The sequence below is a fragment of the Neisseria basseii genome, assembly GCF_962707005.1.
GTDB lineage: Bacteria > Pseudomonadota > Gammaproteobacteria > Burkholderiales > Neisseriaceae > Neisseria > Neisseria bergeri.
Window position 1 is genome coordinate 1 of sequence record NZ_CAUIXH010000021.1, and the last position, 23285, is coordinate 23285.

At 52.8% G+C, this 23285-nt stretch carries 20 protein-coding genes and 1 pseudogene; 11 read left to right on the top strand and 10 right to left on the bottom strand.

The annotated features are described in order from the left end of the window. Positions 1-974, top strand: a 974-nt coding sequence (locus Q9I99_RS09450; RefSeq protein ID WP_304666214.1) for a PFL family protein, incomplete at its 5' end; no start/stop codon positions are given. A 63-nt stretch (positions 975-1037) separates the two neighbouring features. Here the strand turns inward: Q9I99_RS09450 and alr are convergent. Then, the gene (gene alr, locus Q9I99_RS09455) at positions 1038-2096 is read right to left on the bottom strand and encodes an alanine racemase (protein WP_107820032.1); all 1059 of its coding nucleotides are present in this window, start codon (positions 2094-2096) and stop codon (positions 1038-1040) included. Positions 2097-2317: 221 nt separating this feature from the next. On the opposite strand from alr, the gene Q9I99_RS09460 reads away from it, so the two are divergent. Continuing rightward, positions 2318-2782 carry an Lrp/AsnC ligand binding domain-containing protein gene (locus Q9I99_RS09460; protein ID WP_002236033.1) on the top strand — a complete coding sequence of 155 codons (465 nt, stop codon included), beginning with the start codon at positions 2318-2320 and terminating at the stop codon, positions 2780-2782. Positions 2783-3538: 756 nt separating this feature from the next. Next, a complete protein-coding gene (locus Q9I99_RS09465; protein WP_002216721.1) occupies positions 3539-4027 on the top strand; it encodes a disulfide bond formation protein B in 489 nt (162 codons plus the stop codon). Positions 4028-4085: 58 nt separating this feature from the next. On the opposite strand, the gene Q9I99_RS09470 is transcribed toward Q9I99_RS09465, so the two are convergent. Next, positions 4086-4814 carry a YebC/PmpR family DNA-binding transcriptional regulator gene (locus tag Q9I99_RS09470; RefSeq protein WP_301668046.1) on the bottom strand — a complete coding sequence of 243 codons (729 nt, stop codon included), beginning with the start codon at positions 4812-4814 and terminating at the stop codon, positions 4086-4088. Between the two features lie 326 nt (positions 4815-5140). Between Q9I99_RS09470 and Q9I99_RS09475 the strand changes: the two genes are divergently transcribed. After that, entirely contained in the window at positions 5141-6559 is a 1419-nt protein-coding gene (locus Q9I99_RS09475; RefSeq protein ID WP_118793173.1) for an alanine/glycine:cation symporter family protein, read from the top strand. A 64-nt stretch (positions 6560-6623) separates the two neighbouring features. On the opposite strand, the gene trhA is transcribed toward Q9I99_RS09475, so the two are convergent. Continuing rightward, positions 6624-7250 (bottom strand): PAQR family membrane homeostasis protein TrhA, encoded by a 627-nt coding sequence (gene trhA, locus Q9I99_RS09480; protein WP_301668045.1) that lies wholly within the window; start codon positions 7248-7250, stop codon positions 6624-6626. 141 nt (positions 7251-7391) lie between these two features. On the opposite strand from trhA, the gene Q9I99_RS09485 reads away from it, so the two are divergent. The 3 genes from Q9I99_RS09485 to Q9I99_RS09495 all read left to right on the top strand — a co-directional run bounded on the left by Q9I99_RS09485 (position 7392) and on the right by Q9I99_RS09495 (position 10499). Continuing rightward, the gene (locus Q9I99_RS09485) at positions 7392-8750 is read left to right on the top strand and encodes a DUF2868 domain-containing protein (RefSeq protein ID WP_301668044.1); all 1359 of its coding nucleotides are present in this window, start codon (positions 7392-7394) and stop codon (positions 8748-8750) included. 61 nt (positions 8751-8811) lie between these two features. Continuing rightward, positions 8812-9120 (top strand): toxin-antitoxin system protein, encoded by a 309-nt coding sequence (locus tag Q9I99_RS09490; RefSeq protein WP_301668043.1) that lies wholly within the window; start codon positions 8812-8814, stop codon positions 9118-9120. A gap of 38 nt (positions 9121-9158) precedes the next feature. Beyond that, positions 9159-10499 carry a GTPase/DUF3482 domain-containing protein gene (locus Q9I99_RS09495; protein ID WP_301668042.1) on the top strand — a complete coding sequence of 447 codons (1341 nt, stop codon included), beginning with the start codon at positions 9159-9161 and terminating at the stop codon, positions 10497-10499. Positions 10500-10659: 160 nt separating this feature from the next. Here the strand turns inward: Q9I99_RS09495 and infB are convergent, their stop codons facing one another. The 4 genes from infB to Q9I99_RS09515 are packed head-to-tail and all read right to left on the bottom strand — an operon-like array spanning position 10660 to position 15800. Continuing rightward, positions 10660-13539, bottom strand: a complete 2880-nt coding sequence (gene infB, locus Q9I99_RS09500; RefSeq protein WP_301668041.1) for a translation initiation factor IF-2 — start codon at positions 13537-13539, stop codon at positions 10660-10662. 12 nt (positions 13540-13551) lie between these two features. Further along, positions 13552-15054 (bottom strand): transcription termination factor NusA, encoded by a 1503-nt coding sequence (nusA, locus tag Q9I99_RS09505; protein ID WP_301668040.1) that lies wholly within the window; start codon positions 15052-15054, stop codon positions 13552-13554. Positions 15055-15081: 27 nt separating this feature from the next. Then, positions 15082-15513, bottom strand: coding sequence for a ribosome maturation factor RimP (gene rimP / locus Q9I99_RS09510; protein WP_301668039.1), 432 nt, complete (start codon positions 15511-15513; stop codon positions 15082-15084). Between the two features lie 8 nt (positions 15514-15521). Then, a complete protein-coding gene (locus tag Q9I99_RS09515; RefSeq protein WP_301668038.1) occupies positions 15522-15800 on the bottom strand; it encodes a hypothetical protein in 279 nt (92 codons plus the stop codon). A 56-nt stretch (positions 15801-15856) separates the two neighbouring features. On the opposite strand from Q9I99_RS09515, the gene serC reads away from it, so the two are divergent. The 4 genes and pseudogenes from serC to Q9I99_RS09535 all read left to right on the top strand — a co-directional run bounded on the left by serC (position 15857) and on the right by Q9I99_RS09535 (position 19621). Then, a complete protein-coding gene (gene serC, locus Q9I99_RS09520; RefSeq protein WP_301668037.1) occupies positions 15857-16963 on the top strand; it encodes a phosphoserine transaminase in 1107 nt (368 codons plus the stop codon). Positions 16964-16987: 24 nt separating this feature from the next. Beyond that, positions 16988-17291: pseudogene (locus Q9I99_RS09525) on the top strand (hypothetical protein). Between the two features lie 62 nt (positions 17292-17353). Further along, positions 17354-18988, top strand: a complete 1635-nt coding sequence (locus Q9I99_RS09530) for a phosphoethanolamine transferase (RefSeq protein WP_036475136.1) — start codon at positions 17354-17356, stop codon at positions 18986-18988. A 75-nt stretch (positions 18989-19063) separates the two neighbouring features. Next, the gene (locus tag Q9I99_RS09535; protein WP_301668036.1) at positions 19064-19621 is read left to right on the top strand and encodes a nitroreductase family protein; all 558 of its coding nucleotides are present in this window, start codon (positions 19064-19066) and stop codon (positions 19619-19621) included. 59 nt (positions 19622-19680) lie between these two features. On the opposite strand, the gene Q9I99_RS09540 is transcribed toward Q9I99_RS09535, so the two are convergent. The 3 genes from Q9I99_RS09540 to nirK all read right to left on the bottom strand — a co-directional run bounded on the left by Q9I99_RS09540 (position 19681) and on the right by nirK (position 22966). Beyond that, positions 19681-20562 (bottom strand): carbohydrate kinase family protein, encoded by an 882-nt coding sequence (locus Q9I99_RS09540; protein WP_301668035.1) that lies wholly within the window; start codon positions 20560-20562, stop codon positions 19681-19683. Between the two features lie 296 nt (positions 20563-20858). Then, complete coding sequence (locus tag Q9I99_RS09545) at positions 20859-21614, bottom strand: formylglycine-generating enzyme family protein (protein ID WP_301668034.1); 756 nt, start codon at positions 21612-21614, stop codon at positions 20859-20861. Positions 21615-21793: 179 nt separating this feature from the next. After that, positions 21794-22966: a copper-containing nitrite reductase gene (gene nirK / locus Q9I99_RS09550; protein WP_301668033.1), complete on the bottom strand. Its 1173-nt coding sequence runs from the start codon at positions 22964-22966 to the stop codon at positions 21794-21796. Positions 22967-23285 lie beyond the last annotated feature (319 nt).

The following is a 23285-nucleotide window of genomic DNA, read 5'->3' on the forward strand; positions in this document are numbered from 1 at the left end:
ATGAGGTGCTGATCCGTTCCATTCCTGAAGCGATGAAGACTACCGATATCGTGTGCAGCTCCATCAATATCGGCAGCACGCGTGCCGGTATCAATATGGATGCGGTCAAGCTGGCAGGCGAAACCATCAAACGCACGGCGGAAATCACGCCCGAAGGTTTCGGCTGCGCCAAAATCGTCGTGTTCTGCAACGCGGTGGAAGACAATCCGTTTATGGCGGGCGCGTTTCACGGTTCGGGTGAAGCGGATGCTGTGATTAATGTCGGCGTATCGGGGCCGGGCGTGGTCAAAGCCGCGCTGGAAAATTCGGACGCGGTCAGCCTGACCGAAGTTGCCGAAGTCGTGAAAAAAACCGCCTTCAAAATTACCCGCGTGGGTGAACTCATCGGCCGCGAAGCCTCAAAAATGCTGAATATCCCGTTTGGTATTCTCGACTTGTCGTTGGCTCCAACCCCCGCTGTCGGCGACTCGGTAGCGCGCATTCTTGAAGAAATGGGCTTGAGCGTCTGCGGTACGCACGGCACGACGGCTGCCTTGGCATTGCTGAACGATGCCGTGAAAAAAGGCGGCATGATGGCCTCCAGCGCGGTCGGCGGCTTGAGTGGCGCGTTTATCCCCGTTTCCGAAGACGAAGGCATGATTGCCGCTGCCGAAGCTGGTGTGTTGACGCTGGACAAACTCGAAGCGATGACCGCCGTTTGTTCGGTCGGCTTGGATATGATCGCCGTTCCCGGCGACACGCCCGCGCACACCATTTCCGGCATCATCGCCGACGAAGCCGCCATCGGCATGATCAACAGCAAAACCACTGCCGTGCGCATTATTCCGGTAACCGGTAAAACCGTCGGCGACAGCGTCGAGTTCGGTGGCTTGTTGGGCTACGCGCCTGTAATGCCGGTAAAAGAAGGCTCATGCGAAGTGTTCGTTAACCGCGGTGGCAGGATTCCCGCACCGGTTCAATCGATGAAAAACTGATTGCGGTTTTGATGGGAAAATGCCGTCTGAAAGGCTTCAGACGGCATTTTTGTTTGGACTTGATTACTCGATATAAGTGAATTTTGCACGTTTGATATTGCACATCAATTCGTAAGGGATGGTTCCGGCCGCTTCGGCAACGGTATTGATGTTGACCGTATCGCCCCACAGTTCAACCTCGTGCCCCAGACCTTCTTGCGAAGCGTCCAGCTCGATGGTCATCATATCCATAGAGACCCTGCCGATGACCCGGGTCAATTTACCGTCGACGGCGACGGGGGAATTGCTTGGGGCACGGCGCGGATAACCGTCCGCATAACCGCAGGCAATCAGGCCGACCCGCGTAGATTTACTGGTATAAAATGTTGCGCCATAACCGATAGGGGAGTGAGGCTGCAAAACGCGTTCGCCGAAAATACGGGTGGAAAGCCTCATCACGGGTTTCAGCCTGTCATCGCTGCCTCCGAACGGGGAAATGCCGTATAACGCCAAGCCCGCGCGCCCCCAATCCCTGCGTGCTTCGGGGATATTCAAAATAGCCGCCGAATTGGCAAGGCTTTCTTCGCCTTCCAGCCCTTTCGTACCCAAATCGAATGCTTCCATCTGTATTTCCGTCATACCGCTTTCGGGTTCGTCCGCACAGGAGAAATGCGAGAACTTGACAATACTGTCCACATATTCCGACTGTTTCAATGCTGCATATGCCGAAGCGTAATCATGAGGGAAAAATCCGGTACGGTGCATTCCCGAATCCATTTTCAACCAGACCTTGACAGGTTTTTTCCAATGACGGGAAAGCAAAGCCTCAAGCTGCCATTGGTTTCCGACTGCCGGCCAGAGTGAGTATTGTTCGACCGCTTCGTACTCTGATGCTTCAAATACGCCTTCCAAAAGGACAATCGGATGGGTAATGCCGCTCTCCCGCAGCCTGATTCCCTCGTCGATTGTCGCCACGGCAAAGCCGTCTGCCAAGTCTGCCAGCGCGAAAGCACATCTGACCGCACCGTGTCCGTATGCATCCGCCTTGACCACCGCCAACAGCTTGCCTCCGTGCATTTCCTTTAAAATCTGATAATTGTGCCTAAGGTTGCCCAACCTGATCTGCACGTTCAAAGGGCGCATAAATTCATTCCTTACCAAACAAGTGTTTATTAGCAAAATTAAGAAATCGGTTTGGGGATTATAATCCAACGGCAAGGCTTTTAAAATATTAAAGACCCTTGTGTCTTCAAGCCGGAGCAGCAGTTTTCAGGTAGGAAGGCGGTTTGCTTTTCCTGATATAATCGCTTTCCCAAATTTATACTCTATTTGTTAAAATCAATAATAAATACAAGGCAATCCAAATGAAAGAGTTAGATAAGATTGATTTCCGTATCCTCAAGATCCTGCAGAAAAATGCCCGTATTCCCATGACGGAGCTTGCCGAGAAAGTAGGATTGTCCACTACTCCGGTTACCGAACGGGTACGCCGTTTGGAGCGGGAACATTATATTTCCGGCTATCACGCCCATCTCAATCCCCATCTGTTGGGCAAACCGCTATTGGTTTTTGTCGAGCTGAAGCTGCAATCCAAATCGGGCAATATTTTCGAAGATTTCAAAAAAGAAGTGCTGAAAATTCCGCAAATTATGGAATGCCACTTGGTGTCGGGCGAATACGACTACCTGATTAAAGTACGTTTGCCCGATATGTCTGCCTATCGGGATATGCTCGGCAATATCCTATTGCAACTGCCTGCCGCTTCGGAGAGTAGGAGTTATGTTGTGATGGAGGAGGTCAAAGAAAATCCGGTTTTGGATTTGGATTGAATATTTCAGACAGGATATGCTGTTTGACGTTCGGATGAAATATAATAACAAAACGTATGGCAGGTTGTAATTTTAAATAAAAAAATGCACACATTCAATAGAATGTGTGCCAAGTCTACAAAGGAGAAATAGAGGAGAAACTATTAACTGACTACTCGAACCAGCTAACGGAGTGAATTATGCAGCTTTTCCGGTCAAAAAGCAAGCGGTTTTCTTGTTAAATTTCTTAAAGAATAGAATTTTAAACGATAAAAGTAATTAAATTTCAAAGAGGACGGAGATAAAAAAATGCACACATCCGATTGAATGTGTGCCAAGTCTACAAAGGAGAAATAGAGGAGAAAAATCAAGCTGCATCAAGCAACTCAACGGCGATAATTATCCTCCGTTTCTTATCTGCTGTCAATTATTTTTTGAAAATTTACCCGACCGATTCAAATTTTGCAAAAAACTTGCACGATGGCTATCCGGTAACAAATTCCTTCAAAAACCCGTCAATCCGCTTATTCAGAAAAATCATATGATTTCATTGAAATAAACTTTTGATTCGCTAAATTTGCCGAAATTCAAATCCTCCGGATGTATTTTTTTGTGGGCATTGTGCGGGCAAATCGCCGTTTTGTCCCTTGTCAGGTCTTGTGCATATCGGGAAAACCGAAATCGTCCGCACCTGTCCGGTGTCGATTCGTCCCTTGCCATCTCGGGATATATCCAGCAAAATCGGCATATCGGTATTTTGATTGGTGTGTTGAGAAAATGACCCCGTTATTTAGAAAAGCCGTTTGGCTGCTGTTTGCCGTTTCGGTCTGTGCATTTGCCGGTTCTTTGGCGGCACAGTATGTTTTGGGTATGGAGCCTTGCGTTTTGTGTATCAGTCAGCGGTTGTGCGTTTTGGCAACCGCATTGTGTACGGCAATTGTCCTGATGTGCAGGCCAAGAAGAAGGGCAGGCGGTTTGTTCGGTGCTGTCTTTATCAGCATTCCTGCCGTTACGGGTATTTCTGTTGCGGCATATCAGTTGTGGTTGCAGTCGCTGCCGCCGGGAACCGCTCCTTCGTGCGGTGCGCCGTGGACGTTTCGATTGAAGGGCTGGCCCCTGTTTGATTGGTTCGAGCCTGTTGTGCGCGGGTTCGGAAATTGTGCCGAACCGGATTATCTGCTGGGAATTGCTTTGCCTGTTTGGAGCGTGGCGTATTTTTTGGCGGTTGTCCTGACGGTTTGGTGGGCGTGGGCAAGGGCTAAATAAATCAATGCCGTCTGAAAGGTTCAGACGGCATTTTATTGTATGTCTGCTGTGCTGCGTATCAGTCCAGATTCAATACGGCGGAAGTGTAAACGTCTTGCACGTCGTCCAAGTCTTCCAGCGCGTCAATCAGTTTTTGCATTTTGACGGCATCGTCGCCGGAGAGTTCGGTTTCGTTTTGCGCGCGCATCGTAACGTCGCCGTCAACGGATTTGTAACCTGCGGTTTCCAATGCCGCTTTCACGCCCGCCCAATCGTTTGGCGCGGTAATGACTTCGATGGAACCGTCGTCGTTGGCAACCACGTCTTCCGCACCGGCTTCCAAAGCCGCTTCCATCAGCGCGTCTTCGTCAACACCGGGTTCGAATACCAAATAGCCCTGATGCACGAAGTTGAACGCCACGCAGCCGTCGGTACCCAAGTTGCCGCCGTTTTTGGTAAACGCGTGGCGCACGTCGGCAACGGTGCGGGTTTTGTTGTCGGTCAGGCAGTCCACCATCAAAGCTGCGCCGCCGATGCCGTAGCCTTCGTAGCGCAACTCGATGTATTCCACGCCTTCCAAGTTGCCCGTACCTTTGTCGATGGCACGTTGCACATTGTCTTTGGGCATATTGTTTTCGGCTGCTTTTTCCAAAGCCAGACGCAGGCGCGGGTTCGCACCGGGATCGCCGCCGCCCATACGCGCCGCAACGGTGATTTCTTTGATTAAACGGGTGAAGATTTTGCCGCGTTTGGCATCCTGACGGGCTTTTTTATGCTGGATATTCGCCCACTTGCTATGGCCTGCCATAAATTTCCTTTCTTATTTCAAATAATTAATCTGTTTTTGTCAGATTTTTTACGGTCGGCATTTTAACATAAGTTGCAAGCACCCAAAATATCCTGTTTTATGCCGCGCCGTTGTCTATGCCGTCTGAAGGCGATTTCCTCCGCTTTCCGCTTAAAAATAAAGAAATATTTTAATTAACGATATTTTACGGTATGATGGCACAGCTTCTCCCCGATTGTTGACAATTGAAGGCATCTGTTGCGGCAAATACGGTCTGCTCGCCGTGTTTCCTTATTGGAATGTCTTGGGGAAAGCAGTCATTTTAATCGTAAGATAAGGTTTATTTTATGGAAAATATATTGTCTGTTCTGGTGGGTACAGTCAATCGGTTCCTTTGGGACTACCTGCTGATTTATGCCCTTTTGGGTATCGGCCTGTTTTTTACGCTGTATCTTGGTGCGCCGCAGATTACCAAGCTGGGCGCGGGATTCAAATCCGTATTCGGCGGCTTGTTTGCCAAAGGCGATAAAGACGATAAGTCCTTATCGCAGTTTCAGGCGTTGGCGGTTGCCATCTCCGCGCAAATCGGTACGGGAAACGTCGCCGGTGTGGCGACCGCCATTACCGCAGGCGGGCCGGGCGCGATTTTTTGGATGTGGCTTTCTGCCGTTTTGGGGATGTCCACGATTTTTGCGGAGGCACTGTTGGCGCAGAAATACCGCGTCGTCAGCCACGGCAAATACATCGGCGGCCCCGCGTTTTATATTACGCACGGTCTGACTCCGAAAATCGGCAGGGGCGCGGCGCGTTTTTTGTCCGGTTTCTTTTCCATTGCGTTGATCATCGCATTGGGCTTTATCGGTAATGCGACACAAGCCAATTCCATTGCTTCTGCCGTTACCATTGCATTTGATGTGCCTTCTTTGGCAGTCGGTATTGTGCTTGCCGTCCTTGCGGGCATGGTTGTGATTGGCGGCGTGAACCGTATTGCCAATATTGCCCAGTTTGTCGTGCCGTTTATGGCGGTTGTTTATATTTTGTGCGCCGTCGTTATCCTGTTTGAATTTTCCGACCATATTGTGCCGATGTTCAACCACATCTTTACCGCCGCCTTCAATCCCGAAGCCGTTTTGGGCGGTGCTGCGGGTATCGGTATGCGTGAAGCGATACGTTTCGGCGTGGCGCGCGGTCTGTTTTCCAACGAAGCAGGTATGGGTTCGACTCCGCACGCCCACGCGACTGCCGACGTGAAGCATCCTGTGCAGCAAGGTATGGCGGCATTTGTCGGTGTATTTATCGATACGATTTTGGTATGTACGGCAACTGCGCTGATTATCCTGTTGACCGATGCCAACCTTTCGGGCGAACAGGGTGCGGCGGTTACTCAATTTGCCTTTAACAAGGCATTTCCGGGCTTCGGTTCGCAATTGCTTGCCGTGTGTCTGACCTTCTTCGCCTTTACGACCATTATCGGCTGGTATTATTTCGGCGAGTCCAACATCCGCTTCCTTTTCAGGGGAAGACACTTGGGCATCTATCGCGCATTGGTTCTGCTTGCCATTGTTTTGGGTACGCTCGGCAAAGTCGATTTGGTTTGGAGCCTGTCCGATATGTTCAACGGCTTTATGGTTATCCCGAACTTAATTGCCCTGTTTTTGTTGCGTAAGGAAATCCGTGCCATTTATGATGATTATTTGGCACAGAAAAAAGCGGGTCGGGATTTGTCCTATCAGTATGAATTCCACGAGTTCCACGATAAACAATAATGTCCGGTAAAGAGAAAACCTCCCAATCTTCAGGTTTGGGAGGTTTTTGTGTTTCAGACGGCATTCAGATTACATAACCGTACACGCTGACAAATTGGGTGATGCTGCCGCCCAATACGAACAGATGCCAGATTCCGTGCCCGTGTCGGATTTTTTCATCGTTTACAAACCAGTAAATGCCGACGCTGTACAGCATACCGCCTGCCGCCAGCCAAGCCAGTCCTGTCGGTGGGAGTGAGGCTGTCAGGGATTTCATTACCGCCAAGACCATCCAGCCCATTACGATATAAATCGCAATAGACAGCAGACGTTTTTCGCTTTTCCGTCCGATGGTGAGTTCTTGTGCGATTCCTGCAGCCGCCAGCAGCCATGACAGTGAAAATACCGTCCAGCCCGGCCCGTTTCTCAAAGAAACTAGTGCAAACGGTGTGTAGCTTCCGGCAATCAGCACATAAATCATGCAGTGGTCGGTTTTTTTCAAAATGCTTTTCAGTTTTCCGGCTGAAATTCCGTGGTACAGCGAGGAACTCAAATAGAGCAGAAGAAGGCTGATACCGTAAACCGATACGCTGAAGATACGGTAGCTGTCCCCGTGTCCTATGGTTTTCAGCAGCATCAGCACCAAACCTGCCGCCGCCAGAATCAAACCGCTCAAATGGCTGTAAGTATTGAAGCGTTCGCCTGCATACATCGCACAATCTTTCAGGAAAGTAGAGGCAGTCAGTTTACGCCGATACCTTTGCCCCTGTGTGAGATTTACTCTTTGCCTACACTGTGAATATTCTTGAAAATGCGTGTGTTAAAATCTGTTTTTATTTTCAGACGGCATTTTATGTTGAATCCATCCCGAAAACTGGTTGAGCTGGTCCGTATTTTGGACGAAGGCGGTTTTATTTTCAGCGGCGATCCCGTGCAGGCGACGGAGGCTTTGCGCCGCGTGGACGGCAGTACGGAGGAAAAAATCATCCGTCGGGCGGAGATGATCGACAGGAACCGTATGCTGCGGGACACGTTGGAACGTGTGCGTGCGGGGTCGTTCTGGTTGTGGGTGGTGGCGGCATCGATGATGTTTACCGCCGGATTTTCAGGCACTTATCTTCTGATGGACAATCAGGGCCTGAATTTCTTTTTGGTTTTGGCGGGCGTATTGGGCATGAATACGCTGATGTTGGCAGTATGGTTGGCAACGTTGTTCCTGCGCGTGAAAGTAGGGCGGTTTTTCAGCAGCCCGGCGACGTGGTTTCGGGGCAAAGACCCCGTCAATCAGGCGGTGTTGCGGCTGTATGCGGACGAGTGGCAGCAACCTTCGGTACGTTGGAAAATAGGCGCAACATCGCACAGCCTGTGGCTCTGCACGCTGCTCGGAATGCTGGTGTCGGTATTGCTGCTGCTTTTGGTGCGCCAATATACGTTCAACTGGGAAAGTACGCTGTTGGGCGATTCGTCTTCGGTACGGCTGGTGGGAATGTTGGCATGGCTGCCTGCGAAACTGGGTTTTCCCGCGCCTGATGCGCGGGCGGTCATCGAAGGTCGTCTGAACGGCAATATCGCCGATGCGCGGGCTTGGTCGGGGCTGCTGGTCGGCAGTATCGTCTGCTACGGCATCCTGCCGCGCCTCTTGGCTTGGATAGTGTGTAAGATCCTTTTGAAAACAAGCAAAAACGGCTTGGATTTGGAAAAACCCTATTATCAGGCGGTCATCCGCCGCTGGCAGACGCAAATCGTCGATGCGGATACGCGCCGCGAAACCGTGTCCGCCGTTTTGCCGAAAATCGTCTTGAACGATGCGCCGAAATGGGCGGTCATGCTGGAGACCGAGTGGCACGAAGGCACGTGGTTTGAGGGCAGGCTGGCGCAGGAATGGCTGGATAAGGGCGTTGCCGCCAATCGGGAACAGGTTGCCGCGCTGGAGACAGAGCTGAAGCAGAAACCGGCGCAACTGCTTATCGGCGTACGCGCCCAAACTGTGCCGGACCGGGGCGTGCTGCGGCAGATTGTGCGGCTTTCGGAAGCGGCGCAGGGCGGCGCGGTGGTGCAGCTTCTGGCGGAACAGGGGCTTTCAGACGACCTTTCGGAAAAGCTGGAACATTGGCGTAACGCGCTGACCGAATGCGGCGCGGCGTGGCTGGAACCAGACAGGGCGGCGCAGGAAGGTCGTCTGAAAACCGAAGCGGGGCTGCATAATGGATAGTGAAGCGCAACGGAGACACAACAGGCGCATTGCTTCAATTAGAACGGGCAAAGCGTGGCTGATGAATGACAGCAAATGGCAAAAAATTTTCGATGTGGTTTTTGCAGAAACAGGGCAACAGTTTGCCAAAGCCAAAATGTTGGGCGATGAGCGGATGTATGATATGCGTTTGGAAATTTATTCGGAAGATTTACGCGGTTACAGTGATGATTGGATTGCCGGTCCGCTGAAGTTGTCCGAAATCGAATATATTGAAACAGTCCTGCTTCCTGATGTCTGCGCGGCTCGCCTGACCCAAGCCATACGGGAGCGTGGGCAATACGAATTTGAAATAAAAGACCAAACCTTGACAATATACGGATACTTATAAAGGTCGTCTGAACCCCATCTTTCTTATCACAAAACACCATGAACACACGCCCCCTTTCCCTCGCCGTCGTCGGACACACCAACACCGGCAAAACCTCGCTCCTGCGTACCCTTTTGCGCGACAGCGGTTTCGGCGAAGTCAGAAACGCCCCATCGACCACGCGCCATGTCGAAGAAGCCGCCATCAGCGACGGCGCAGACACGCTGGTTTTCCTGTACGACACGCCCGGACTCGAAGACGCGGGCGGCGTGCTGGAATGGCTGGAAAACCATACGGACAATCGTTCAGACGGCATCGAACGGCTGCAACAGTTTCTCGGCAGCCACGGCGCGCACCATGATTTCAATCAGGAAGCCAAAGTCTTACGGCAAGTCTTGCAAAGCGATATGGCAATGTACGTCATCGACGCGCGCGAGCCGGTTCTCGACAAATATCGGGATGAATTGATTATCCTTTCATGGTGCGCCAAACCGGTTATGCCCGTGTTCAACTTTACCGGCGGACAGCCTCCCGAATCGTGGACAACCATGCTGGCGAGGAGAAACCTGCACGTTTTCGCAGGGTTCGACACCGTCGCCTTTGATTTTGAAGGCGAACTGCGCCTGTGGAAAAACCTCGCCACCATGTTGCCCGAACGCAGCACACTCGACCGCCTGACAGCCATGCGCCGGCGCGAATGGCAGCGGCTGGACGGCGAAGCGCGCCGCGAAATCGCCGATTTCCTGCTTGATGCCGCCGCCTTCAGGCAGGAAGTGGACGAAAACGAGGATACCGACACCGTGTTGCAAACCATGCAGGCGGAAATACGCCAGCTCGAACGGAAGATGCAGCAGCGGCTGTTTGCCCTCTACCGTTTCTACCACAGCGAAATCGACGGCGGCGACTGGATGCCGCAAGCCTTCCGCCAAGACCCGTTCGACAGCGAATTACTCAAACAATACGGCATCCGCACCGGCACGGGCGCGGCAACCGGCGCGCTCATCGGCTTGGGGCTGGACATTGCCACGCTTGGCGGTTCGCTCGGATTGGGTACGGCAATCGGCGGCTTTTTGGGCGGCATCCTGCCCAATACCCGCACCATTTTCGACAAGCTCAACGGTCGCCAAACCTTGCACACCGACCCCGAAACCCTGACCCTGCTCGCCGCCCGCGCCCTCGATCTGCTCCACGTCCTGCAAACGCGCGGCCACGCGGCACAGTCGGATATCGAGCTGCACAGCCGCAAAGCCCCGTGGGACGCCGCCAGACTCCCGCCCGAACTCAACAAAGCCCGCAGTCATTGGAAATGGTCGTCGCTCAATACGCACCGCCCCGAAACCAGCCGTACCGAACGCAGGGAATATGCGGAGAAGCTTGGGATACGTTTAGCGGGCAAATAATGCCGTCTGAAGCCTGTTTGTATGGCAAGTCAGATTCAAATCGGGATAAGGCAGGAGGGCCGCTGAAGCCGATTTGCGACAAAAAACGGGTTCTGTATGATACAGAACCCGTTCCGTATGCCGTCTGAACGCTTCAGACGGCATTTTATTTGCAAAGGAATTACAGGGTGCGGGCAACTTCGACGATGTCGAAGCATTCCAGTTGGTCGCCTTCCATGATTTCGTTGTAGCCTTTGAGCATCAGACCGCACTCGAAGCCCATGCGGACTTCTTTTACGTCGTCTTTATAGCGTTTCAATGAAGCCAGTTCGCCCGTGTGGATGACCACGTTGTTGCGGATGAGGCGGACATGGGAATCGCGTTTGACCACGCCGTCGGTAACCATACAGCCTGCAATGTTGCCGACTTTGGAAACGGAGATGACCTGACGGATTTCGACCGTACCGGTAACCTGTTCTTTCTCTTCCGGGGAAAGCATACCGCTCATCGCCGCCTTCACGTCGTCGATGGCATCGTAGATGATGTTGTAGTAGCGGATTTCCACGTTTTCATTTTCGGCAAGTTTGCGCGAAGAGGCATCTGCACGCACGTTAAAGCCGATAATGAACGCGCCCGAAGCGATGGCGAGGTTGACATCCGATTCGGTAATACCGCCCACGCCGCTGTGCAATACGTTCACTTTTACCTCGTCGGTGGACAGTTTTTTCAGGCTGCCCGCCAAAGCCTCGTAAGAGCCCTGAACGTCTGCCTTGATGATGACCGACAAAGATTGGGCTTGGGTTTCGCCCATATTGTTGAACATATTTTCCAGCTTCGCCGCCTGCTGTTTGGCAAGGCGAACGTCGCGGTATTTGCCTTGACGGAAGAGGGCGATTTCGCGCGCTTTTTTCTCGTCCGCCAATACCATCGCGTCTTCACCCGCATTCGGTACGTCGGACAAGCCGAGGATTTCGACGGGGATGGACGGACCGGCTTCGGTAATGGATTTGCCGTTTTCATCGACCATCGCGCGGATTTTGCCGAATGCCGTACCGGCCAGCAGCATATCGCCTTTTTTCAGCGTACCGCTTTGAACCAGCAATGTGGCAACCGCGCCGCGCCCTTTGTCTAAGCGCGCCTCAACGATGATGCCTTTGGCGGGCGCATCGACAGGTGCGGTCAGTTCCAATACTTCGGCTTCGAGCAATACGGCTTCGAGCAGCGCGTCGATGTTCGTTCCTTTTTTCGCGGAAACGTCGATGAATTGAACCGTGCCGCCCCAATCGTCGGGGATGACTTCGTGTTGGGTCAGCTCTTGGCGGATACGTTCGGGGTTGGCGGCTTCTTTGTCGATTTTGTTGACGGCAACCACAATCGGAACGCCTGCCGCTTTGGCGTGGGCAATCGCTTCGATGGTTTGCGGCATCACGCCGTCGTCGGCGGCAACCACGAGAATCACGATGTCGGTCGCTTTCGCACCGCGTGCGCGCATAGCGGTAAAGGCTTCGTGGCCCGGGGTATCCAAGAAGGTAATCACGCCGCGCGGCGTTTTGACGTGGTACGCGCCGATGTGCTGCGTAATGCCGCCCGCTTCGCCCTGTACCACTTTGGCGCGGCGGATGTAGTCCAGCAGCGAGGTTTTACCGTGGTCGACGTGGCCCATCACGGTAACCACCGGCGGACGCGGCAATGCCTCGGCTTCCACTGCTTCCGCGCCCTCGTCCAAGAAGGCTTCCGGGTCGTCCGCTGCGGCGGGTTTGCCGATGTGTCCGAGTTCTTCCACCACAATCAGGGCGGTGTCTTGGTCGATGGATTGGTTGATGGTTACCATCATACCCATCTTCATCAGGGCTTTGACCACTTCCACACCTTTGACCGCCATTTTGTGCGCCAAATCGGCAACGGTAATGGTTTCGGGAACCAAAACTTCATGAACGACGGGTTCGGTCGGTGCTTGGAAGGCGTGCTGGTTCGGCTCGAGTTTGAGTTTTTTGCCTTTTTTGCCGCCGCGTACGCGCTCGTCGTCGCCGTTGCGGGCATTGTTGCGGTCGCGTCCGCCTTTTCCGCCTTTGCCTTTGGCGTTGCGGCCTTGACCTTCGTCATCGCGGTTGCGGCGGTCTTCTTTTTTCGCTTTTGCCGGATTGACAGGTTTATTTTCGACGACCGGAGCGGCTGCCTGCGGTTTCTCGGCAGGTTTGGCGGGACGCTGTCTGCCGGTTTTGGCTTCCTGTGCGGCTTTTGCCTGTTGTTCTGCCTGTTGTTTCATGGCTTCGCGGCGCGCCTGACGTTCTTGTTTTTCCTTCAACAAGGCTTCCTGGTGGGCGCGCAATGCGGCGGCGCGGCGCGCCTCTTCATCGCGTTGCGCCTGTTCTTCCGCGCTGACCACGGGTTGCGGGGCGGCAGGTTTCGCCGGTTTTTTCGCTTCCCTGCCTTTGCCGTTTCGCTCGTGTTTCGGCTTGGCGGCTTTTTCTTTGGGCTCGGCGGGTTTTTCAGACGGCATTTTGTCGGCTTGGGCTTTTTCCGCTTTGCTTTCTTCGGCGGGTTTGGTTTCCGCCGCAACGGGTGCGGTTTCGGCTTTTGCTTCGGTGGGTTTCTGTGCGGAGGCCTTGGCTTTGCCGCCGGCTTTTGCCGCTTTCAGTTTTGCCGCTTCGGCTTCCGCTTTGGCGCGTGCTTCTGCGCGTGCGGCAGATTCGCTTTCTGCTTTGTCCGCATCTTCCGTCATTTGTTCCGTCCGGGCCGGAGATGCTTGGACTTGCGAGGCTTTTGCCTGCGCTGCCAGCTCTTCGGCAGAAGGAATGTTGACGGTACGTCCGCGTTTGCGTGTTTCGACTTTTACGCCGTCAACGGTGCTGACTTCGGTTTTGGTGCGGCGGATGCTGATGGTACCGCCGTTGCTGCCGTTTTTCTTGGTCAGGTAGGCGTTTAAAAGCTGTTTGTCGTCCAGCGTCAGGGAATCGCCGCCGCCGGTTTTGCTGACACCTGCTTCTTTTAATTGTTTCAACAGGTCTTCGACGGGGCGTTTCAGTTCGGCGGCAAATTGTTCTACGGTTGTGTTATTCATCTGTACCCCCTTTTATTTGTCTTCGGTAAACCAGTGTTCGCGCGCGGTCAGGATGACGGCTTTGGCGGTTTCTTCATCGATGCCGGTAATTTCAATCAGCTCGTCGACGGACAGTTCCGCCAAGTCGTCGCGTGTGGTTATGCCGGCTTCGGCAAGGTTGCGGAGCATATCCGCATCCACGCCTTCGAGGTTGCGCATATCTTCGGACACTTCGCCCAGTTTTTCTTCGGCAGCAATCGCCATCGTCAGGATGGCATCGCGGGCACGGTTGCGGAGCATATCGACGATTTCTTCGTCAAATCCTTCAATGGCAAGCAGTTCGGCGGCAGGAACATAGGCAACTTCTTCCAGGGTTGCAAAACCTTCCTGAACCAGTACGTCGGCGGTTTCTTCGTCCACGTTCAAGTGATCCATAAACAGGCGGCGGATGGCGGCATCTTCTGCCGCATTGCGTTCGTCCGCCTCGGCGGAAGTCATGATGTTGAGCTGCCAGCCGGTCAAATCGGAGGCGAGGCGCACGTTTTGACCGCCGCGCCCGATGGCGAGCGCGAGCTGGTCTTCGGCAACGATGACATCGACGGCGTGTTTGTCTTCGTCGATCACGATGCGGCTGACTTCTGCGGGGGAAAGCGCGCTCATCACGAATTGCGCGGGTTCGGGCGACCAGAGGACGACATCGATGCGTTCGCCGGACAATTCGTTGCTGACCGCGTTGACGCGCGAACCGCGAACGCCGATACAGGTACCTTGCGGATCGATGCGTTGGTCGTTGGCTTTGACGGCGACTTTGGCGCGTTGGCCCGGGTCGCGGGCGACGGCGCGGATTTCCAAAAGGCCGTCTGAAATCTCAGGCACTTCGTTGGCGTAGAGTTTTGCCAAAAAGTCGGCGGAGGTGCGGCTCAGGATGATTTGTTTGCGCCCCGTGTTGCCGATTTCTTCGACGCGTTGGAAGAGGGCGCGGATGCGGTCGCCGCTGCGGAAGTTTTCGCGGGGGATGGACTGGTCGCGCGGAATCAGCGCATCCAGTTTGCCGGCGACGACTTCGACGATGATGCCGTGGCGTTCGACACGTTTGACCGTGCCGGTAACGATGTCTTCCCGGGTGGCGAGAAATTCGTTCAGGTTTTGTTCGCGTTCGGCATCGCGGATGCGTTGCAGGATGATTTGTTTGGCGGTTTGCGCGGCTTGTCGGCCGAAACCTTCGTTGGGCAGCTGCTCTTCGTAGTATTCGCCGATTTGGATGGCGGTGCCGGGGATTTCTTCTTGGATTTCCTCGATGGTTTTTTCTACGTCGGGGTAGGTGTAGTCTTCGTCGGCGACAATCAGCCAGCGGCGGAAGGTTTGGTATTCCCCGGTGTCGCGGTCGATTTGTACACGCACGTCCATATGTTCGCGCCCCGCCTTTTTCTTGGCGGCGGTAGAGAGTGCGAATTCCAAGGCTTGGAAGACGACTTCGGCATCAACGTTTTTTTCGCTTGCCAGCGCTTCTGCCAGTTGCAACATTTCACGGCTCATTTTGAATATCTCCAATATTGTTGTGTTTTAAAATTTGAATTCGGGGCGCAGGCGGGCTTTGTCGACGTTGTCCAACCCGATTTGCACGGTTTTGCCGTCGAAAGAAACGGTAACAGTGTCGTTTTCGCAGCCTTCGATTTTGCCGATAAAGTTTTTCTGGCCGTCTATCGGCAGGCGTGTTTTGATTTTGGCGTTCTGGCCGGCAAAGCGCACGAAGTCGGCGGCTTTTTTCAGCGGCCGGTCGAGTCCGGGGCTGGAAATTTCCAGATTTTTATAATCGATGTCTTCCACCATAAACACGCGGCTCAAATGGTTGCTGACGGCGGCGCAGTCTTCGACGGTAATGCCGCCTTCCTTATCGATGAACACGCGCAGCGTCCCTTGTGCGGTCAGTTCGAAATCGACCAGTTCGTAGCCCAAGCCGGGCAGGGTTTTTTCGAGGATGGTCTGAATATCCATACGGCTCCCTAAAGTGCATAATAAAAAAATGGCCGGGCGGCCATTTTTCGTTGGGATTGAAAAATTTTCGGGATTATAACCCTTTTTGCGGAGAAATGAAAGCGTTGATTTGTTTTATATTTTCCAATTTGAAAAAATGGCTGTCCGGCAATGGCTTTTGAAAGGGGCGGCATTTCCGGCAGATTCGGTTTTTTGCCGTTTAATCTTTTTTGAATCAGCGCGTTGTTTCTTTTCCCGGCTGCCGGCGTGTTTTGTTGCACGGGGGTGGGTGTTCCCCCGTCTTGCATAAAGCCCGCCCCAAGCCTAAAATCAGGGCATTTTTTTGACAGTTTGGGGCTGCGTTATGTCTCTTTATCCGATTTACAATTTTTCCGCCGGCCCCGCCGTATTGCCCGAAGCCGTGTTGGAAACGGCGCGGCAGGAAATGTCGGATTACAACGGTACGGGTTTTTCCGTGATGGAAATGAGCCACCGTTCGGATATGTTTTTGAGCATCCTGCATCATGCCGAACAAGACCTGCGGCAGCTTTTGAACATTCCGTCCAACTATAAAATCCTGTTTTTACAGGGCGGGGCGACCACGCAATTCAATATGGCGGTTTTGAATATGGCACGCGGTTTCCGCACCGCCGACGCGGTGGTAACGGGCAACTGGAGCCGTACCGCCTATGAGCAGATGGGGCGGCTGACCGATACGGAAATCCGTTTGGCGGCGCACGGGGGCGAGCAATATGCCTATAAAAACCTGCCTGCGGTGGAGGATTGGGATGTCGATCCGAATTCCGCATTTGTCCATTTTGCGATTAATGAAACCGTAAACGGCCTGCAGTATCAAAACGTCCCCAAGCTTTCAGACGGCCTGCCGCCGCTGGTGTGCGATATGTCGAGCGAAATTTTGTCGCGCGAGTTTGATGTATCCGATTACGGCTTGATTTATGCCGGCGCGCAAAAAAATATCGGTCCGGCCGGTGCGACCGTGGTCATTATCCGCGAGGATTTGCTCGAGCGTTGTCCGAACGATATTCCCGATGTGTTCAACTACCGTTCGCACATCAACCGCGACGGTATGTATAACACGCCCTCCACTTATGCGGTTTATATGTCGGGTTTGGTGTTCCGCTGGCTGCAAACGCAGGGCGGTGTGAAAAAAATTGAAGCGGTCAATCGGATAAAGGCGCAAACCTTGTACGAGGCGATAGACGGCAGCGGCGGTTTTTACATCAACGATATTCATCCTGATGCGCGTTCCAAAATGAACGTGGTCTTCAAAACCTCGAGCGGGGATTTGGATCGACGCTTTGTGTTGGAAGCCGAGTTGCAGGGCTTGTGCCTGCTTAAGGGTTATAAAACCGTCGGCGGTATGCGTGCCAGCATTTATAATGCGATGCCGCTCGAAGGCGTGCGGGCTTTGGCAGATTTTATGCGCGATTTCCAACGGCGTTACGGTTGATGTCCCGATGCCGTCTGAAGCGGTTTGCGGCTTCAGACGGCATCGGCTGTTTCGGCGTTTTCCGGCGGCGTTCCGGTGCGGCGGTAGGGGGTAAGACTGCGCTGCCGGTGTTTTTATTCCGGGCGTGATGCTGTTTGCGCCGGACTGTCCCGCCGGGTTTTTCAAATATGAAATGTGTTGCCCCCGCTTTTCCGGCAAGGGCGTTTTCCGCCCGGTTCGAATCTTGCTTCCGATGTTTTTATGTCTGCCGGATGTTTGAATGGTGGGCAGAAACCCCGCGCCGCCTTCCGTTTTCTTGCCCTGCTTTGCTACGTTGCCTTATAATTAAGAATCTTTTTCAATAATCCGGATTCCGGATGCCTTTTCCAACCCTTATCCGACATATTCCAAATGATAAAACCGAACCTGAGGCCGAAGCTCGGCTCTTCCGCGCTGATTGCCTTTCTTTCCCTGTATTTTTCGCTGGTATTGAATTACGCCTTTTTTGCCAAAGTTGTCGAGCTTCATCCTTTTAACGGCACCGGGGCGGATATCTTCCTCTATACGATGCCGGTGGTGCTGTTTTTTTTAAGTAATTTCGTTTTTCACGCCATTGCCCTGCCTTTTGTGCATAAGGTATTGATTCCGTTGATATTGGTTATCAGTGCGGCGGTATCTTACCAAGAAATATTTTTCAATATCTATTTCAACAAGTCGATGTTGAATAATGTCTTGCAAACTACGGCTGCCGAAAGCGCGCGCCTGATTACGCCGGGCTATGTGCTGTGGATTGTATGTCTGGGCGTATTGCCTGCGCTGGCGTATATCGCCGTCAAGGTCAAATACCGCGTTTGGTATAAGGAGCTTTTGACGCGCCTTGTGCTTGCCGCCGTTTCCTTTTTGTGCGCGTTGGGCATCGCGATGTTGCAATATCAGGATTACGCCTCGTTTTTCCGCAACAATAAATCAGTAACCCATCTGATTGTGCCGTCTAATTTCATCGGCGCGGGCGTGTCGAAATACAAAGATTGGAAGCGTTCCAATATTCCTTATACGCAATTGGATATGGCGGTCGTGCAAAACCGCCCGGCCGGCAGCCTGCGCCGTTTCGTGGTGCTGATCGTGGGCGAGACCACGCGTGCCGCCAACTGGGGTTTGAACGGTTACAGCCGCCAAACTACGCCGCTGCTTGCCGCGCGCGGCGATGAAATTGTCAATTTCCCGCAGGTCAGAAGCTGCGGCACATCGACCGCGCACTCCCTGCCGTGTATGTTCTCAACCTTCGACCGCACGGATTATGACGAAATCAAAGCCGAACACCAAGACAACCTGCTGGACATCGTGCAGCGCGCCGGCGTGGAAGTTACTTGGTTGGAAAACGATTCCGGCTGCAAGGGCGTGTGCGGCAAAGTGCCGAATACCGACGTTACCTCGCTCAACCTGCCCGAATACTGCCGCAACGGCGAGTGCCTCGACAATATCCTGCTGACCAAGTTCGACGAAGCCCTCAACAAAAATGATAAAGACGCGGTTTTGATTCTGCATACCATCGGCAGTCACGGGCCGACGTATTACGAACGCTATACCGAAGCCGAACGCAAATTCACGCCGACCTGCGACACCAACGAAATCGACAAATGCGCCCGCGCCACGCTGGTCAACACTTACGACAATACGGTTTTGTATGTGGACCAGTTTATCGACAAGGTTATCCGCAAACTTGAAAACCGCGACGATTTGGAAAGCGCGGTGCATTATGTTTCCGACCACGGCGAAAGTTTGGGCGAAAACGGGATGTACCTGCACGCCGCGCCTTACGCCATCGCGCCTTCCGGACAGACGCATATCCCGATGGTTATGTGGTTTTCCAAAGCCTTCCGCCAACACGGGGGCATAGATTTCCAATGCCTCAAACAAAAAGCGGCGGAAAACGAATATTCGCACGACCACTATTTCAGCACGGTATTGGGGCTGATGGACATTTCAAACAGCCAAACCTATCGGAAGGATATGGATATATTGGCAGCCTGCCGCCGTCCGCGCTGATGCCGGATATGCCGTCTGAAGCCTTCAGACGGCATATGTGTCCGAACACCCGACCGACGACCGGAGTATAACGATATGGATGCTTTAAAATTATTGACGAACCGCCGATCTTCCAAAAAGCTGAAGCCCCCCGCCCCCGATGCGGAGCAGTTGGAACAAATATTGCAGGCGGCAACCCAAGTTCCCGATCACGGCAATATGCGCCCGTTCCGTTTTACCGTGATTCAGGGGGACACTGCTTTGCAGCGTTTCCGCCGTATTTTGGCGCAGACGGTTGACGCGTTGAATTTCGGCGCGGAGGCGTTGCAGAAGGCGGAAAAAGTGGGCAATATGGCGCCGATGGTCATTGGGGTAACGTTTGCGCCCAACCGCGATGTGCCTAAGCCGAAACCGGAATGGGAACAGATGCTGACGGCGGGTTGTGCGGCGTATGCGCTGCAACTGGCGGCAACGGCTCAGGGATTCGACAATGTCTGGATTACGGGGATGTGGGTCAACAGCCCTTTGCTGCGTGAGGCTTTCGGTTGTGCGGATAAGGATAAAATCATCGGGCTGATGATGGTCGGCACGCCGACAGAGGAAGTGCATAAGCCCAAGAATACCGATTTGGAAGCGTTTGTCAGCCATTGGTAAACGGAATCTCAAGCAAAATGCCGTCTGAAAGGCTTTCAGACGGCATTTTTCCATGCGTTTTAAACAGGGTTCATGAAACTCCCGATGCGTTCGGGGGAAATTTCCGGCGTTGCACCATATTCGGACGCGACCAGTGTGCCGAGCGCGCAGGAAAAGGCGAGGGCATGTTGGGGTTCCGCGCGGTTGAGCAGCTGATAAATCAGACCGCCAAGGAAACTGTCTCCCGAGCCGACGGTATCGGCAACTTCGATTTTAAATCCGCCGTGTCGGAAAAACTCCCCGTTTTTGTACAGGACTGCGCCGTGGCTGCCCAAGGTTACGCAAAGAGTGCCCGTATCGGTCAGTTTTGCCAGATAAACGATGTTTTGTTCCAAACCGTGATAGGGCGATCCGTAAATTTTTGACAGTTCGTAGAGTTCGTCATCGTTGAGTTTGACGACATCAGCCTGTTTCATGGTTTCTAAAATCAGGGAAGCGTCGTAATGCGGTTTGCGCAGGTTGACATCGAAGATTTTGAATTTTGCCTGTTGCAGCAGGCTGTTTAAAGTTTTTCGGGAGGTTTCGTCGCGCATGGCCAGGCTGCCGAAAATAAAGGCATCGGATTGGGCAACGCGGTGCAGTGCTGCTTCTTCTGTCCGGATGCCGTCCCATGCACAGGGATAGACAATTTCGTAGGATGCGCTGCCTTGGGCATTCAGCGACACTTTAACCTGACTGGTGGGATAATCCGGATGAATCTGGACAAAGTCGGAAACGATGTTCTTTTGTTGTATTTGTCGGACAAGTTCTTCTCCGTCGCCATCATTTCCCCTACTGCTGATAATGGCGGTATCCATACCGAGCGATTGTAATCTGTACAGCACGTTTAAAGGTGCGCCGCCCAAAATTTTTCCATCAGGGAAAGCATCCCACAGTATCTCGCCGAAGCCGGTAATTTTCATTGGATTTCCTTGGTTTGGATAAATAGTCGGAAAGTTTGACGGCTTTACATACCGTCGCTGATCGGGAATGTAGTAATACTCCGAATGGGTTGTATAAATTTCGTTGGAAAAATAAAACGTTGTCGGTATTTTGACGGGTTTGCCGCAAAGGTGGTTTGATTCACCGCAAGATAATTTTGTTTTTTCCTACAAAATATTGCTTGAAATTGCAAGATGATGAAACAAAACTAGAATTTTCGGGCAAAAAACGGCGGTACTTTTCAGTACCGCCAAAGCTGCTTTGGTAATTGAAGGGGTTATCGGCTTGCGCAACGGAAGCCCAAGTTGTGCAAGACATATTTGGATTGCAGGCTGGTGCGGATGCCGTAGCGGAGGAAGGCGGCATAGTTGGACGAGTCGCTCGACCCGATAGACGCGCCGCTGCAAAACATTTGCGCGTTGGCATTGCCGGAAGAAAGCAGGCTGCTGTTGAAATCTTCCGTCCATTCCCAAATCAGCCCGTGCATATCGTAAACGCCCCAGTAGTTCGGGCGGCCTTTGCCGACATCGTGCAGGCCTTTCCGTCCGCCATCCGCATACCAATCGAGAATAGTGCGGTTGTAGCCGGGTTCGTTTGAACCGTTTTTCTGCGTGGCGGAGGCAAGTCCGGCAAATTCCCATTCGTCGATGGTCGGCAGGCGTTTGCCTTGTGCGGCGCAATAGGCGTTGGCGGCAAACCAAGAAACATTGGTTACCGGCTGTTTTAATTCGCCTGCCCTGGGTGCGTAGCTGTGGCTGCCGTTTTTCATCCAATGCTTCAGATAAGCGGGTTCCGCCTGTTTGGAACTGACCCTGCCTTTTTGCCATTGGGGGTGGCTGTTGACGAATTCGGCAAACTCGGCATTGGTAACGGGATATTTATCCAGTTTGAACGGTTTGACTTTAATCAGGCCGGTATCTTTTTTCAGATAAAGCGGGCGGTAGCTGCCGCCTTCGATTTGAACCATTTCGGCAGACGCCGCTTGAGTGCCGGCGAGTGCCGCACAGAGAAAGAGTAACCGGGCAAACTTCATATTATGCCTCCTGACAGGCGGTTAAAATTGATTTTTCAGACGGCATTTTAAACGAAAAGCTGCGAATGCCGTCTGAAGAATCAATCTTCCGAAAGGAAAGATTGGTTGTTAAAAAACCACTGCCGTGCGTAATGAAGTACGGCGGCAGTGGTTTGTCCCGCTAATGACGGGTATCCGGTTTAATAAACGCTTTTTTCGGATGCAGAGGCTGCCGGGGCAGAAGCTGCGGGAGCGGAAGCAGCAGGAGCTGCACCGTTACCGGCGTAAGCGGTATCACTCAATTTTTGAGTCATAATTTCAGGGTTTTCCGCACCCTCTACTTTCAATTGGCCCAACGCGCCTTTGTTGAATGCGCGGAAGATGGAGTGGTCGACCAAAGTGTAGCTGCCCGGGATGTCGACTTTGAATTCGACAATGGCGGAACCGCCGGCAGGAACGATGGTGCTTTGTACGTTTTCGTTAATCAGCTTGCCGCCTTCAACATAAACTTTGTCGAAGATTTCGCCGATGACGTGGAAGGAAGACACCAAGTTCGGACCGCCGTTACCGACGTACATACGCACGGTTTCGCCTGCTTTGGCTTTCAGCGCGTTATCGCCGGCGATAGAACCTACATGACCGTTGAATACGACGTATTCAGGCTGTTCGGCAACGGCTTTGTCCATGTCGAACGGTTGCAGGCCTTGCGCGCCTTTTTTGCCTTTGGTGTAGAAGTCGCCTTGGACGATGTAGAACTCTTTATCCACTTTCGGCAGGCCTTCTTTAGGCTCGACCAAAATCAGGCCGTACATACCGTTGGCGATGTGCATACCGACCGGCGCGACGGCGCAGTGGTAGATGTACAGGCCCGGTTGCAGGGCTTTGAAGCTGAATGTGGAAGTACGGCCCGGGGCGGTAAAGGTTGCGGCTGCACCGCCGCCCTGACCGGTTGCGGCGTGGAAGTCAACGTTGTGCGGAACGGTAGAAGACGGGTTGTTGGAGAATTCGACTTCTACAGTATCGCCTTCGCGTACGCGGATCATGCGGCCCGGAACGTCGCCGTCAAATGTCCAGTAGTGGTATTCCACCCCGTCGTCCATTTTCATGGTTTTTTCGACGGTTTCCATTTTCACGCGGACTTTGGCAGGGTAGTCGCGGTCGATTGCGGGAGGTACTTCGGGAGCGTGGGTGGTAACCGCATCGATGACGGGCAGTTCGCCTGCAGGCGTTTCGGCGGCAGCTTGTGCGGCGGAACTTGCGGCTTCTGCGGAAGCGGCAGGGGTTTCGGCAGGAGCTTGAGCAGCTTGTTCGCCACCGCAGGCGGCTAAAGCAAACATAGAAGCGATAATTGCAGCTAAGGCTTGGCGTTTCATGATGTTTTCCTTTTGTAAGAAAAGTAAATTGTCCTGAAAGGATTGGTTAAGAACTTGGTGTGATTATGCGGTTGCCCCATTGCGGGCATTTTGATTTAAGTCAAATAATTCATAAAATATGAACTTAAAATGATACTTCTAATACTTTATAACTACTAAAAATTACAATGAATAGGCTGATTTGCCAGGGTTTCGGCAGAGCAGGCAAAGGCAGGGCGATTGCTGAGCAAAGAATAATGATAGTTATTATCATATATGTATTTGTTTTATATGTGCGTTTGTTTGAACAAATGTTTATTTGCGCGGTAAACCGTGCTAC

What these genes read in the sequence shown, in the direction of transcription:
- Q9I99_RS09535 (WP_301668036.1), top strand. Translation starts at nt 19,064, where the DNA reads ATGGATGCTTTAAAATTATTGACGAACCGCCGATCTTCCAAAAAGCTG.
- serC (WP_301668037.1), top strand. Translation starts at nt 15,857, where the DNA reads ATGTCTCTTTATCCGATTTACAATTTTTCCGCCGGCCCCGCCGTATTG.
- Q9I99_RS09495 (WP_301668042.1), top strand. Translation starts at nt 9,159, where the DNA reads ATGAACACACGCCCCCTTTCCCTCGCCGTCGTCGGACACACCAACACC.
- nusA (WP_301668040.1), bottom strand. Translation starts at nt 15,054, where the DNA reads ATGAGCCGTGAAATGTTGCAACTGGCAGAAGCGCTGGCAAGCGAAAAA.
- Q9I99_RS09485 (WP_301668044.1), top strand. Translation starts at nt 7,392, where the DNA reads ATGTTGAATCCATCCCGAAAACTGGTTGAGCTGGTCCGTATTTTGGAC.
- trhA (WP_301668045.1), bottom strand. Translation starts at nt 7,250, where the DNA reads ATGTATGCAGGCGAACGCTTCAATACTTACAGCCATTTGAGCGGTTTG.
- Q9I99_RS09460 (WP_002236033.1), top strand. Translation starts at nt 2,318, where the DNA reads ATGAAAGAGTTAGATAAGATTGATTTCCGTATCCTCAAGATCCTGCAG.
- Q9I99_RS09470 (WP_301668046.1), bottom strand. Translation starts at nt 4,814, where the DNA reads ATGGCAGGCCATAGCAAGTGGGCGAATATCCAGCATAAAAAAGCCCGT.
- nirK (WP_301668033.1), bottom strand. Translation starts at nt 22,966, where the DNA reads ATGAAACGCCAAGCCTTAGCTGCAATTATCGCTTCTATGTTTGCTTTA.
- Q9I99_RS09530 (WP_036475136.1), top strand. Translation starts at nt 17,354, where the DNA reads ATGATAAAACCGAACCTGAGGCCGAAGCTCGGCTCTTCCGCGCTGATT.
- Q9I99_RS09490 (WP_301668043.1), top strand. Translation starts at nt 8,812, where the DNA reads ATGAATGACAGCAAATGGCAAAAAATTTTCGATGTGGTTTTTGCAGAA.
- Q9I99_RS09540 (WP_301668035.1), bottom strand. Translation starts at nt 20,562, where the DNA reads ATGAAAATTACCGGCTTCGGCGAGATACTGTGGGATGCTTTCCCTGAT.
- rimP (WP_301668039.1), bottom strand. Translation starts at nt 15,513, where the DNA reads ATGGATATTCAGACCATCCTCGAAAAAACCCTGCCCGGCTTGGGCTAC.
- Q9I99_RS09465 (WP_002216721.1), top strand. Translation starts at nt 3,539, where the DNA reads ATGACCCCGTTATTTAGAAAAGCCGTTTGGCTGCTGTTTGCCGTTTCG.
- alr (WP_107820032.1), bottom strand. Translation starts at nt 2,096, where the DNA reads ATGCGCCCTTTGAACGTGCAGATCAGGTTGGGCAACCTTAGGCACAAT.
- Q9I99_RS09545 (WP_301668034.1), bottom strand. Translation starts at nt 21,614, where the DNA reads ATGAAGTTTGCCCGGTTACTCTTTCTCTGTGCGGCACTCGCCGGCACT.
- Q9I99_RS09475 (WP_118793173.1), top strand. Translation starts at nt 5,141, where the DNA reads ATGGAAAATATATTGTCTGTTCTGGTGGGTACAGTCAATCGGTTCCTT.
- Q9I99_RS09515 (WP_301668038.1), bottom strand. Translation starts at nt 15,800, where the DNA reads ATGCAAGACGGGGGAACACCCACCCCCGTGCAACAAAACACGCCGGCA.
- infB (WP_301668041.1), bottom strand. Translation starts at nt 13,539, where the DNA reads ATGAATAACACAACCGTAGAACAATTTGCCGCCGAACTGAAACGCCCC.